The following is a 12,947-nucleotide window of genomic DNA, read 5'->3' as shown; positions in this document are numbered from 1 at the left end:
AACCTATCATTTTCCGGAAGATAACGCTTTCAAAGAATCATTACCTTCGTAAGATACAAATACAATTCGAAAATCTCCAATTTTCGCAATCATATGTTCCATTTCTCCCACTGTAAAGTGCGCGAGAATCTCACCTCCAGCTTCCAAAACAGCAGGATGAACGTCTTGTATGTTCTCCACACGAAGGTGAAAGCTTCTCAATGATTCTTTCTCTAAATCTGTCTCTTCTAAAAGTTCAATTCCTAGCGGAGAAAAAGCCACTTTTATCACGGAATCGTTTATTTGCACATTTTGCCGCTGAAAAGTTGTTCCGAAGAGCCTCGAAAAAAATTTGATCGATTGATCGATGTCTTTTACCTGCAATGCCACTCGTTCAATTCCTTTAATTTTCATGAACTGACGTCCCTTCTTTTAGTCCGTTCCTATATTTTTTTACTACTTCATAATCATGACTAGGAAGAACAATATCAGCCTCATTCTTAATTCGAATCATCGCTCGATAGGTAGCCTCTAAATCGTAAATTAATCCAGGTGGAATTTCTTGATTAATATTTAATTCAACATTTCTGGCAATGTCTCCAAGAATAACTGCGGTGCCGAATTCAGTTTGGACATATACTGCTTGGCTGCCTGGCGTATGAGTGTTTTGGAATAAGACACATTTCACCCCAGGAGCTATTTCTGTATCCCCTTCGATCAAATGAACTTGAGGCCACAATGGGTCAATTAATTCTGCAATGTCTTTTCTGTCATAAAATAACGCCCCTCCCCCGATTTTCAGCTGCGAAGATACCATTGGTGCCGCAGCAGCCTGCAATTCAGTGCGTTGGACGATGAATTTTGCATTCGGAAATTCGGCGCATCCTCCTGCATGATCATAATGGAGGTGAGTTAGAATTACCTTTTTTATCTCTTCAGCTGTAAAGCCATGGTTCTTCAATTGGGTGCGAAGGCTCCATTCAGGTTTTGTCCGATGAGGACCTAAGCCATGAACGGTCTGGCAGCGTTCAGCATCTCGAAAACCGGTGTCCACTAAAATTGGCTCTTCATTAAATGTCGGAACTAAAAGCCAAGCTAAAATCGGCACCGTTACCATCGATTTGTCGCCGCTCAGCGACCAAAATGTATCTAATACCTTTGATACATCTGCTTCTCCAAGCACCAAAGGGTATATTTCCCAATTATGATTTGACATTTTGCATTTCCCCTTGCTTAATCCATTCTAAAACTCGTTCAGGAGTAATTGGTAAATCTTTTACAATTACACCAAAAGGTGATAAAGCGTCTTCTACCGCATTCGCTACTGCTGCTGGAGACGGAATCGTTCCGCCTTCTCCCATTCCTTTTGTACCAAGCGGTGTAAAAGGTGATGGGGATTGCATGTGAATGGTTTCGATGTCTGATACATCCATTGCAGTTGGACATAAGTAATGCTGAAAATCAGGGTTTGTCATTAATCCGTTGCTGTCATATGCAAGGTCTTCTAACAGCACGCCACCAATTCCATGTGCGATGCCGCCGGCAATTTGTCCATCTGCAATCATAGGATTGATAATTGTGCCGCAATCATGGGAAACAACGAATTTGTCTACTTTCACAAGCCCGGTTTTAATGTCAACCTCTACTAGAGCAACAAAGACTCCTGTCGGATGTGTCGTATAAAGATTGACTCGCCCGTGTTCATCAGGCTCCCACTTCACTACTTTACTCGTCCATGTATAGGTTGCTTCTAAATTGCAATCTATTCCTTCCGGCACTGTCGCATAAGGTCCCGGCCATAGATAAACTTTATTGCCGATTTCTTTTAAACTGATGGCTGCTTCCGGATTTGTCGTCCCTTTAACCCTTACTGTTCCATTTGCCATTTCAAGATTTTCCGGATCTTCCTTAAGCAGATAACCGGCAATTTTTAAAAGCTTCTCCTTTAACATCTTGGCAGCTTCATATACGGCAGAAACAGTATACGTTGCACCTCTGGAAGAAAATGGACCTAATCCGTACGGCGTAATATCCGTATCTCCATAAACAAATCGAATATCGTCTATATCTACATCCATAACTTGTGAAACAACTTGTGGAATCGTTGTTTCAACCCCTTGACCTATGTTCTGATGGCTGGTTAATACTTGGAAATGTCCCTCAGGCGTCATTCGTACAGTTGCTGCCTGATAACCATTAAATATGCCATTAAAGACAGCAGCGCCAGACGGCTCAAGCATAGCGGCGATTCCAAGTCCAATGTACTTGCCTTGTTTACGAAGCTCTAATTGTTTCTTTTTAAAGTTTTGATAATCGATTTTATCCATTACGAGATCCATAAGTTTATCAAAATCTCCGCTATCATAAAGCGGCCCAGAAATTTGTTGATAAGGAAATTCGTCTTTCTTTATAAAGTTGCGACGTCTTAATTCTTCTGGTGATATACCAAGTTTTCGAGCTGCTATATCCATCATCCGCTCAATAGGATAATTGGCAATATCCTTTCCATATCCGCGGTGCGCACCATAAGGCGCTTTATTTGAAACGACCCCAATGATTTCTACGTCATAAACAGGCACTTTATATGGACCTGGAAAATAAGCACCTGCTACCGATAAAGCAGGGGTTCCCGGTGCATGGCAAGTTCCATCAACCCCAATATTTCCAATCAGCTTCGCTTGAAGTCCTGTGATGCGAAAATCTTTGTCGAACCCAATTTTCACCGTGCAAGTATAGTCTCTAGAATGAACTCCAGTTAGAATATTCTCTACTCTGTCTTCCGTCCATTTAACCGGCTTGCCAAGCATGCGCGCCATGATACAAGCAATGATTTCTGCATTTGCCTGCAACTTTGTGCCATAACCGCCGCCAACATCCGGGGCAATAACTCGTATATTATGCTCAGGCATTTGCAATGTCTGGGCAATCAGCGTGCGTACTTGAGAAGGTGCCTGTGTCGAGCATGTAACTGTCATCTTTTTAGATCCAGGATTATATTCGGCAATACATACACGAGACTCCATCGGAGTTCCGGTGTAGCGGTTGTGTGTAATGGTTTCTTCAAAGACATATTCCGAATTGGCAAATGCATCGTCTATATCGCCGATAGTGGTTCTCGATTCTAATTGTTTATTATCTCCCCATTCTTCATAAAGAAGCGCCTTTGGCTCCAGTGCATCTTCAATCGTCACAACAGCTGGTAAAACCTCATATTCTACTTCAATAAGATCGACTGCATCTTCAGCAATATATCGGTCTTCGGCAGCAATAACGGCCACTGGCTCACCGACATAGCGAACCTTTTTATAGGCAATCGCATACACTTCTGGTACTTTGTTAAATATATTGATCGTCGGTGCAAGTGGTCCTGAATATTGAAGTGCCTCTTCTCCCGTTAGAACAGCTACTACTCCAGGCAGTTTTTTCGCTTTGCTTGCATCAATATTTACAATACGTGCATGAGCATGAGGACTCCGTACAATGGCCAAATGTAACATGCCTGGTTTTTCAATATCATCGGTAAATTGTCCATTACCAGTCAAAAGTCTTATGTCTTCTTTACGCTTCAAACTTACACCTAAACCTTTTTTTACAGTAACCATTTTTTCGCCTCCTCTGTTTTTTTATTTCTTAATTAATATAAAGTTTTTACTAAGTATTTTTTTATATTGTTGAAGATAATGAAATTTTGTGGATATTGTGCGTTTATGCCTTATAAGGTTAATTTTATTATTTGAATATTTAGGTTATTTTTAGTTAGTGCTTACTTTATTATTTGGCGATATCAAAAAGTGCTAATTCAAACGAGAAAATAAAGATTTAAAAAATTGGATAGATTAAGCGCTTGCAAATGATTACTATATGCATCAAGAAGACGTCTTCTATATTCAAAATAAAGAATGAGAAAGGGGATGTTGGATGAGCGAGGTGTTTATCACTTTATTTTTTCTAGTATTTGCTATTGTTATGTTTGTATGGGAAATAATCCCTTTATCTATCACGGCAATGATCGTTGCAGTTGGTCTTACGGTTTCCGGGGTTCTTGAGCCTGCTGATGCTTTTGCTGGGTTCGTTAATGAAAATGTTCTTCTTTTCATGGCGATGTTTATCGTTGGTGCTGCTTTTTTTGAAACGGGTATGGCACAAAAAGTCGGAGAGGTTGTTACTAAATTTGCTAAAACAGAAAAACAGTTAATCATAGCTGTGATGATAGTTACTGGATTAATGTCTGGATTTCTTTCTAATACTGGAACAGCAGCAGTTTTAATACCGTGTGTCATAGGTATTGCAGCGAAATCCGGTTTTTCGCGTTCCAGATTATTGTTACCTCTTGTGTTGGCTGCTGCAATGGGAGGGAACTTAAGTTTAATTGGTGCGCCTGGAAATATGATTGCTCAGTCAGCGCTTCAAGATATTGGATTAGAATTCGGCTTTTTTGAGTATGCCAAAGCAGGTTTACCAATTCTAATTGTAGGTATTTTGTACTTCAGTTTATTTGGTCATAAGCTTTTACCAAAGGGTGAAGATACTCTTTTAGATTCAGATTCCATTTACAATAAACAAATCGATTATTCAAGCATACCGAAATGGAAACAGCATATGTCCTTCATTGTGCTCGTATTAACTATTTTGGCGATGGTATTTGAAAAACAAATTGGAATAAAGCTTTATGTGTCAGCGTGGATAGGAGCATTAATATTAGTAGCGATGCGGATTATTTCTAAAAGTAATGCGATGAAGTCAATAGATATGGATACGATCATGTTATTTGTCGGTTCTCTCGCACTAGCTAAAGCTATAGATGTAACTGGAACAGGGGCGGTCATAGCCGATTCAATTATTGGTGCTGTAGGAAACACTCCATCTCCTTACGTTCTGTTGTTCGTTATTTTAATACTTTCGGCGATGATGACAAACTTTATGTCGAATACGTCGACAACTGCATTGCTCGTTCCTATAAGTCTTTCCATTGCTAGTGCTATGGGTGCAGATCCAAGGGCCGTTTTAATGGCGACAGTAATTGGTGGTTCCATGGCTTATGCGACACCTATTGGAATGCCGGCAAACACAATGGTCTATGGTATAGGAGGGTATAAGTTTAAAGATTATGTAAAAGCTGGCGCACCGTTAATTATTATTTCAATTATTGTATCGATGATTTTGTTACCGATTTTCTTTCCTTTCTATAGGTAAAATGGTGGTTAAGCGCTTTATTTTAGCTTATAAACAAAAGTACCATTGTTCAAACTCATACTTAAAAGTTGAATCGACTTAAAAATTATCTTATTAGAAAGTGAGGTTGAGATTTTGATGGATAAAAAACAGCAAAAAGAAAAAATGATTGAACTGATGTCGAATTTTATTTCACTCGTTAGCTATAAGCTTCCAGATGATGTGGAAAGTAAATTGAGAGAACTGAGTGAAGAGGAAAGCAACCAGCTTGCTAAAACCATATACAAAACGATGTTTGAAAATCAAAAGATAGCTTATAAGTTAAAGAGACCTTCCTGTCAAGATACGGGTGTACTACAGTTTTTTGTGAAATGCGGCGAAGACTTTCCTTTAATTGGACAGTTAGAAAGTATTTTAAGAGAGAGTACCTATAAAGCAACAAAAGAAACTCCATTACGTCATAATTCGGTTGAAACATTTGATGAATTTAATACTGGAAAGAATATCGGCAGCGGTACACCGAGCATTTTTTGGGAGGTAGTAGAAGGTAGTGACAAAGCAGAAATTTATACTTATATGGCAGGCGGGGGGTGTACACTTCCGGGAGTGGCAACGGTTCTATGATGCTAGTATAGTTTCATGGACACCCTTTAGTGAAATATAATATTAACGAAGGGATGTGTCCTGATATGGGTAACACAAGCGAAAAACGTAAAAGTTATCATGCTGAATTTAAGGAAATGGTGGTTGAGCTTTATCAAACTGGAACACCAGTAAAACAGATCTGCAGCGAATATGGCCTGTCTGAAACGACAATCTACAAATGGATCAGAAAACAAAAACCGGTTAAGCTGGATGACGGGGGCTCTTTTACCCCGGAAGAATTTCTGAACCTGCAAAAAGAATTGCACCGGCTGAAAGAGGAAAACGAAATCTTAAAAAAAGCTATGGCCATATTCGCAAAGAAGTAGATCAAACCACTGTTATATCCATGATTGACGAGATAAGAGCCAAACACCATTATGACCTTAAAACCATGTGTACGGTCCTTGGCGTGCCGAGAAGTACCTACTATCAATCCAAACAAAAAACAGAGTCAAAAACAAAACGGGAAAACCGGGAGCTGACAGACAGAATACGAAAAATCCATACGGAAAGCAAGCAGAGATACGGAGCACCGAAGATCCACCATATGCTTGAAAAAGAAGGGCTCAAAGTCAGCCTGAAACGGGTTCAGCGTTTGATGAAGGCTGCAGGCATTTATTCCATTATCAGAAAAAAGTACCGCCCCCATTCCAATAAGGGCAAGATGGAAGAACACGATAACCTGCTGAACCAGGACTTCTCAACGACAACCATCAACGAGAAATGGGTTACGGATATTACGTACATTCATACTTTGAGAGACGGTTGGTGCTACCTGGCTTCCGTAATGGATTTACATTCCAGAAAGATTGTCGGTTACGCTTTTGACCGCCACATGACGACTGAACTGGCTTTAAAGGCAGTAGAAAACGCTTATCAGGCACAACGTCCAGGTCCGGGATTGATCTTGCATTCTGATTTGGGATCCCAGTATACAAGCGAGAAATTTGCAGAATACATGGAAAAGAAGCAGTTCAAACACTCCTTCAGTAAAAAAGGTTGCCCATACGATAACGCCTGCATTGAGTCTTTCCATGCAATTCTGAAAAAGGAAGAGATCTACAGAGTCAACTATTTGAACTTTCAAGCTGCCAGAAGAGCCTTATTCGAATTTATAGAAGGCTGGTACAATCGGAAACGGATTCATAGCTGCCTGGGCTATATGACGCCACAAGAAACAGAAGACAGTATCAAAGGGGCAGCGTAGTGCTCTTCACAATTTTACAAGCATCCGCTTTACATGGAGTGGCGGGGCGTGGTAGGCTTGTTTGCCATGCGAAAGAAATCATTGCCCCTTTCGCCCTTCGCATAACACCACGCCCGCAGAGGCTCCATGTCAAGCGACCAGCGATGTCATGAAAAATATGGCATGAGATCAAAATTAAATTTCACTTATTGGTGTCCAAAATATTGACTTAAATCCACTAATGCCGAGTGAGGGATATGAAGGGGTTGTCAAGTTTGTGCTTGATCGTATGACAAGCTACGGAATTAATGCATGTCCTCCTCTTCTCGTCGGAGTAGGTATCGGTACATCAGTTGAAACAGCAGCTTTAAATTCAAAGCTGGCACTTATGAGGCCTGTCGGTAGTCGAAATGAAAATGAAAACGCTGCTAAATTAGAGAAACTTCTCGAAGATGGAATAAATGCGATCGGTCTTGGTCCTCAAGGATTAAAAGGTTCGAAGTCTGTCATGGGAGTTAACGTCGTGAACTCAGCAAGACATCCTTCTACTATCGGAGTAGCTGTTAATACAGGCTGTTGGTCGCATAGAAGAGGCAAAATCACTTTTGATAGAAATTTGAACTATGAAATTCACACACACAAGGGGGTAAAGTTGTGAATAAGAAAATATTAACTACTCCAATAACAGATGAAGATCTAAAGAATATAAGAATAGGAGATATTATTTACTTAAACGGAACGTTAGTTACTTGCAGAGATGTCGCTCATAGAAGAGTGGTTGAAGGAGGAATTCCGTTACCGATTGACCTTAAAGGAAAAGCGATTTTCCATGCGGGTCCCATCGTGAGAGAAACTGAAGATAAAAAGTATGAGATTGTTTCTATCGGCCCTACTACAAGTATGAGAATGGAAAAATTCGAAAAACAATTTATTGAAAAAACTGGCGTTAAACTGATTATCGGAAAAGGTGGAATGGGGAAAAGGACAGAAGAAGGGTGTAAAACTTATAAAGCTCTTCATCTCGTCTTTCCCGCTGGTAATGCAGTTTATGCTGCAACAAAAGTTGAACGGATTAAGGACGTTTATTGGACAGACTTAGGAATGCCGGAGTCACTTTGGGTATGTGAAGTGAAGGAATTTGGTCCTTTAATTGTTTCCATTGATGCAGAAGGTAACAATCTATTCGAACAAAATAAAGCGGAGTTTAATAGAAAAAAAGAAGAGCAATATGAGTACATTAGCAAGCAGGTAGGATTTATTAAGTAGTCGAGGGAGTTTTGTGAATCATGCGAATAATGACCAAGACCCAAACGATAATTCGGTATCAACGATATGAAGGCAATATTTTCTATGGCGTTTTAGAAGGAGATGAAATTTTACAACTGTCTAGTGATTTTAAGGACATTGTCCACAATGAATTAAAATACGATGGTGAAAAAGTAAAATATAGTGATGTGCAGATTTTAGAACCGATAGTACCATCAAAGATTATTAATTTCGGCTGGACATATGCTGAACATGCTGTTGAAACGGGAGGGAAGGTTGGTCTCCAAGAACCATTTTTGTTTTTAAAGCCGCCGTCTTGCTTGATTCCGGATCAAGGGGATATTATCATTCCGCCAAGTGATTTAACTAACCAGGTGGAGATGGAAGGAGAAGTAGCGCTTATTGTTGGAAAACAAGGAAAAAATATAAAAGAAGAACATGCATTAGATTATATTTTCGGCTGTACGATATTTAATGATGTGACCGCGAGGGATCTTACAAAAACGGATCCGCAATTTACTAGAGGTAAAGGATTTGATACTTTTGGTCCTATTGGTCCGTATATTGTAACGGGTATTGATCCAACTAATTTACGAATCGTTACGACTTTAAATGGGAAAGTTGTGCAAGAAGGTAATACGAATCAGATGTTATTTTCGATCCCTTATCTCATAAGTTGGGTTTCGAGAATTATGACGTTAGAGCCCGGCGATGTTTTAGCTACAGGATCTCCTTCCGGCAGTTGTGCGATGAAGCGAGGAGATACTGTAGTCGTCGAAGTAGAAGGTATGGGTAAGCTTTGTAATTATGTGAAGTAAAAGCAATTAGTCTTTACCCGTGGTGCTAGTTGAGCGTTAACACTTAACTAGCACCACGGGTATTTTGATTGTTTGTGCGGATTATTTCCAATCCCGGATACGGTTTGAGAAAATGTGGAAGAAGGGAGATTAGGACTCACTATCCTATAGAAGGACGTGAAAAAGTTCACTCTGAGAGAGGGGATGATAGGGCTTGTGTCGAAAAAAGTAAAAGAATGTTGTCGGGCTGTTTACAAATATAAAAAAAGTCGGGGGGATTTAATGAGTATCGTATACTATGAATGGAAGAATGATAAAAAAGATATAGATGTAAAGCAGTACGTGTATTATATCAAGCATTATCATTACAACTGGCATGAATCATTAGAGTTCATCATCGTTCTTCAAGGCGAGGTTGAAATGAGCGTAAACGGGAATATATATATTTTGCAAGAAGACGATATTATGCTCGTTAACTCTAATGTTGGGCATGCTACTCTTGCGAAAAAGATAAATTCAATAGCTATGGTTATTCATCTTAATCCGATATATTTTCGCTCTTATTACAAAGACTATCATTTACTTCAGTTTTCATGTAGATCTAACTTTAAAACTAGAAATAATGAGAGTTTTAGCCGATTAAGAAATATAGCGCTCGAAATGGTTAAATATATAAAAGGTGAACATCCTGAAGAAAAAATTTACTTCGAGAGCCTTCTTAATCAGCTAATAGCCAATTTGATCAGAGATTTTCCTCCGAAAATGATGTCCTCAAAAGAGTTAGTTAGAAATAAAAAGAGAAAAGAAGATGTAGACAATATTGTTGCGTATATTGAAAAAAACTATAAAAATAAAATTAGTCTTGAAGAACTTTCATCATTTTCAGGATATCATGAAAGTTATATTTCTCAAATTGTAAAGCAACAGCTCGGTATTAATTATTACGAATATCTCACAAGAATTAGACTTCGTGAAGCTACGTATGACTTAACGGATTTAAAAAGAAAAATTTCTGATATCGCTTTGTCACACGGTTTTTCTGATGTCAAGGCTTTTAATATTGCATTTAAGAAAAACTTTGGAAAAACGCCTTCAGAGTACAGGAAGCAGCTCCTCAAAGAAAAGATGCACGAGACTGAGTTGCGGGAAAAAAGATATTTAGAGGAGCATGAGTTTAATACGTTGCTTATGGGCAGGGAAGAAATGAAAAATAAAGTTGTTGCCGACCAAATCAGTAACAAGAAAATACCTAAAGGTTTGAGCGAAGAGGACTTTCTTGATATGAAGGAAATTATAGATAGTTTAGATGATTCTGTTGTTAAACTTATAAATCTATATGATAAATGGCGTAGAGAAGCAAATGATTAGTACTTGATCCTTCCTAATACCAAGCGTTGAAGACAAAAAGGCGAAAATCGCACCTACAAACAGGATGCGAGAAAAAGAAAACGTTTACAAAAAATCAAAATCACAGAAAATTAAAACAAAAAAGGAACCTTAAATTGGAAATAATAAATTTAACGATTTAAAAAAAAAAACCAAGACCCAACCGCTGTTTAAATAAACAGATCGAATGCTGGATGCTTCCTGAGATTATCGAGCAACTTTATATGGGTGGCGGGCATGATAGTCTAAATGGAGAGCCAGCTTACCTTATTGCTGGTTCCTAGCTGGCAAGTTATGCCCACAGAGGATCCATGTCAAGTTGCTGGACGGCATGCTTCGCTTTTGGCTAAGCCCAAAAGGGATAGATTTACACATCTGCTGTAATTGTTTTGAACACCTTGTGGAAAAGAGAACCATACCATTTTTGTAAGTCAGCGATGGTAGCGACTATAGCTTCACTGTTCTTTCCGTTTATCTTAACGATCATTTCTCGGCACATCTTTCGCCCGGTTACGGTCATCAGGGTTTTATCATTGCACTTTTCTGATGACCGTGTCCATCTCCCAATGGCCGAATTCCTTGCGTTCTTCCCATTCCTGCGGGCGTTCTTCGATACTCCGTCCGAGGGTGCGCGTGTTTTTGCGACACAGTTTTTTCACCCTTGGTGCTATATAAAATCAGACAAGCAAAAAAAAGCCCTTGCATGAGGATCTCCTTAACTCAAGTTTGACAGAGTACACTAAAGAAAAGCCCGAAAATACTGGTGTTTTGGACTTTACCCACAACACGTACCACTACACTTGTTAGTGGCACGTGTTTTTTTCTAATACTCTAGGAGGCGCTTGTGTGACAAGTGCTTCAAATGCTAGATTTGCTTGACCTTGTAATTCTGTACGAACGATTTGCTCTTCACCATTCACGCGTATTTTCGAGGCCTTCATCTGGCTTACATCATGCAAAATATCCTTTACACTTGTTTGGCATCCTATTTCTTTTAGCTTATAGGCCAAAAAGGATTCCATGACAAGCGCAAGGAAACAAACCATGATATGGCCTCGAATACGAGATTCCACTCGATGGTACATCGGGCGAAGTTCTAGATTCGACTTCAGGTTACGAAAGGCTTGTTCCACTCTCCACAACTCTTTATAGGCAAGTGCTGCCTCTTCATCCGTTAATGACGAGTTGGTCCGAATGGCGTACTTTCCGTCAAACTTTTCGTCATTGGATACCTTCTCTTCATCAATTTTGGCCGATGCTTTTTCTATCGTTAAAAACTTGGAATACGCACGGTTTTTGACGAGTCCAGATGGACCGAGTTCATCAAGCTTCGATTGAAGGTTTTCTAACACGACTTGACGACTCGCTCGATCACGTTCTTCAGCGTCCGGATTGTAACAGAGTACATACGTTTCGCCATCGATTTTCTTTGACTTCACTTTTAGATTCGGAAGAACCTTCTTATATGGCCCACGGATGGATAATAGCTCTTGGGCTTTCTTCGACTTTCGTAATTTGACACCCACAATATATTCCATGCCCAGTTCACGAATTTGATCTAAGTTGGCTTCACTAACCATTCCGCGGTCTCCCACTAGAATGACTTTCTGAATAGGATAGCGCTTCTTCAGGTCTCCAACCACCATGCCAAATGTCTTCGTATCATGCATGTTTCCAGGGAAGACTTGATGCCCAATCGGAATCCCTGTTTTGGTCATTAATAAGCCAATCACGACTTGTTTTCGATCTCCACGATGATCTTTGGAGTAACCATAGTGAGCCAGCAGTTCGTCTGCTTCCTCTCCTTCGAAATAGGTGCTTGTCGTGTCGTAAAACACGATATCTACTTCTAATGAGGTTAAATCGGTTAAATGTCCATAAAGTTGTTCCTCAATTTTTTCTTTTTGTTCACTTAAGAAGTCTAATGCACGATAGTAGTGATGGAGTTGAATGTCTGAAAGACCTTCTGCATAAATCGTGTCGATCCATTGTTTGAAGATATAATGCTTACTATTGGGATCCATGAGACGGTTTAACACCATGGCAAAAATGGCTTCGTCATACTGAGAAGCAGCCTCGGAATCATCCATGATTTTACGTAATAGCCGACCAAGCCCTAACTTTTCCCATACCTTTCGGAACAGATAAACCGGCCCAAACTCTTTTGTCCAAAGCACGGAGACAGAAGAGGAAGACCCTTGCCCGTGAATTCGGTCAAAGTAACGCTCTGAAAATTTGGCTAATCCCTCGATTATGTTATCGACAGAGCCATTCTCTAATAAATGTTCTAACCTCCCTAGATTACAAAGCGTTTGTTGCCGAACTTTATTGTCTACACGAAATGTACGACATATTTGTAGATATTGACGAACAGAACCATTTTTATTTTTTTGCTTATTAATTCGAATATACATAGCACTAATAGTATAACATATATTACATATTATTGGATATACAAAAGTTATCCACATAACACTACATAATGATTATATTTTCGATAAAAAAAGTGGATAACT

Annotated in this window: 11 protein-coding genes; 7 read left to right on the top strand and 4 right to left on the bottom strand. The window is 39.4% G+C overall.

The window, feature by feature from the left end; translation table 11 throughout:
* Nucleotides 1-6 precede the first annotated feature (6 nt).
* The 3 genes from NSU02_RS02900 to NSU02_RS02890 are packed head-to-tail and all read right to left on the bottom strand — an operon-like array spanning nt 7 to nt 3,581.
* The gene (locus NSU02_RS02900; protein WP_327873640.1) at nt 7-393 is read right to left on the bottom strand and encodes a VOC family protein; all 387 of its coding nucleotides are present in this window, start codon (nt 391-393) and stop codon (nt 7-9) included.
* Nucleotides 383-1,195: an N-acyl homoserine lactonase family protein gene (locus NSU02_RS02895; RefSeq protein ID WP_144597178.1), complete on the bottom strand. Its 813-nt coding sequence runs from the start codon at nt 1,193-1,195 to the stop codon at nt 383-385. The genes NSU02_RS02900 and NSU02_RS02895 overlap by 11 nt, the downstream gene beginning before the upstream one ends.
* On the bottom strand, nt 1,182-3,581 hold the full coding sequence (locus NSU02_RS02890) for a xanthine dehydrogenase family protein molybdopterin-binding subunit (RefSeq protein WP_117017035.1): 2,400 nt from the start codon (nt 3,579-3,581) through the stop codon (nt 1,182-1,184). The genes NSU02_RS02895 and NSU02_RS02890 overlap by 14 nt, the downstream gene beginning before the upstream one ends.
* Before the next feature lie 316 nt (nt 3,582-3,897).
* On the opposite strand from NSU02_RS02890, the gene NSU02_RS02885 reads away from it, so the two are divergent.
* From NSU02_RS02885 to NSU02_RS02855, 7 genes are all read left to right on the top strand, one after another.
* Nucleotides 3,898-5,172 (top strand): SLC13 family permease, encoded by a 1,275-nt coding sequence (locus NSU02_RS02885; protein WP_339194154.1) that lies wholly within the window; start codon nt 3,898-3,900, stop codon nt 5,170-5,172.
* Between the two features lie 117 nt (nt 5,173-5,289).
* Entirely contained in the window at nt 5,290-5,775 is a 486-nt protein-coding gene (locus NSU02_RS02880; RefSeq protein ID WP_339194153.1) for a fumarate hydratase, read from the top strand.
* A gap of 65 nt (nt 5,776-5,840) precedes the next feature.
* Nucleotides 5,841-7,003 (top strand): IS3 family transposase gene (locus NSU02_RS02875; protein WP_339192833.1). Its coding sequence is split into 2 segments (ribosomal slippage): nt 5,841-6,096 and nt 6,096-7,003, totalling 1,164 coding nucleotides; the frame shifts between segments, so codons are not numbered across the junction.
* Between the two features lie 256 nt (nt 7,004-7,259).
* The gene (locus tag NSU02_RS02870; RefSeq protein ID WP_339194151.1) at nt 7,260-7,640 is read left to right on the top strand and encodes a fumarate hydratase; all 381 of its coding nucleotides are present in this window, start codon (nt 7,260-7,262) and stop codon (nt 7,638-7,640) included.
* The gene (gene ttdB / locus NSU02_RS02865; RefSeq protein WP_044748619.1) at nt 7,637-8,248 is read left to right on the top strand and encodes a L(+)-tartrate dehydratase subunit beta; all 612 of its coding nucleotides are present in this window, start codon (nt 7,637-7,639) and stop codon (nt 8,246-8,248) included. The genes NSU02_RS02870 and ttdB overlap by 4 nt, the downstream gene beginning before the upstream one ends.
* Nucleotides 8,249-8,268: 20 nt before the next feature.
* Nucleotides 8,269-9,066: a fumarylacetoacetate hydrolase family protein gene (locus NSU02_RS02860; RefSeq protein WP_044748620.1), complete on the top strand. Its 798-nt coding sequence runs from the start codon at nt 8,269-8,271 to the stop codon at nt 9,064-9,066.
* 261 nt (nt 9,067-9,327) lie between these two features.
* Nucleotides 9,328-10,413 carry an AraC family transcriptional regulator gene (locus NSU02_RS02855; RefSeq protein WP_044748621.1) on the top strand — a complete coding sequence of 362 codons (1,086 nt, stop codon included), beginning with the start codon at nt 9,328-9,330 and terminating at the stop codon, nt 10,411-10,413.
* An 821-nt stretch (nt 10,414-11,234) separates the two neighbouring features.
* On the opposite strand, the gene NSU02_RS02850 is transcribed toward NSU02_RS02855, so the two are convergent.
* Nucleotides 11,235-12,845: an IS1634 family transposase gene (locus NSU02_RS02850; protein ID WP_339192846.1), complete on the bottom strand. Its 1,611-nt coding sequence runs from the start codon at nt 12,843-12,845 to the stop codon at nt 11,235-11,237.
* Between the last annotated feature and the right edge of the window lie 102 nt (nt 12,846-12,947).

Source organism: Aeribacillus sp. FSL W8-0870 (assembly GCF_037963755.1).
Classification (GTDB): Bacteria; Bacillota; Bacilli; order Bacillales; family Aeribacillaceae; genus Aeribacillus; species Aeribacillus composti.
This window is presented reverse-complemented; position numbering and strand designations above follow the sequence as displayed.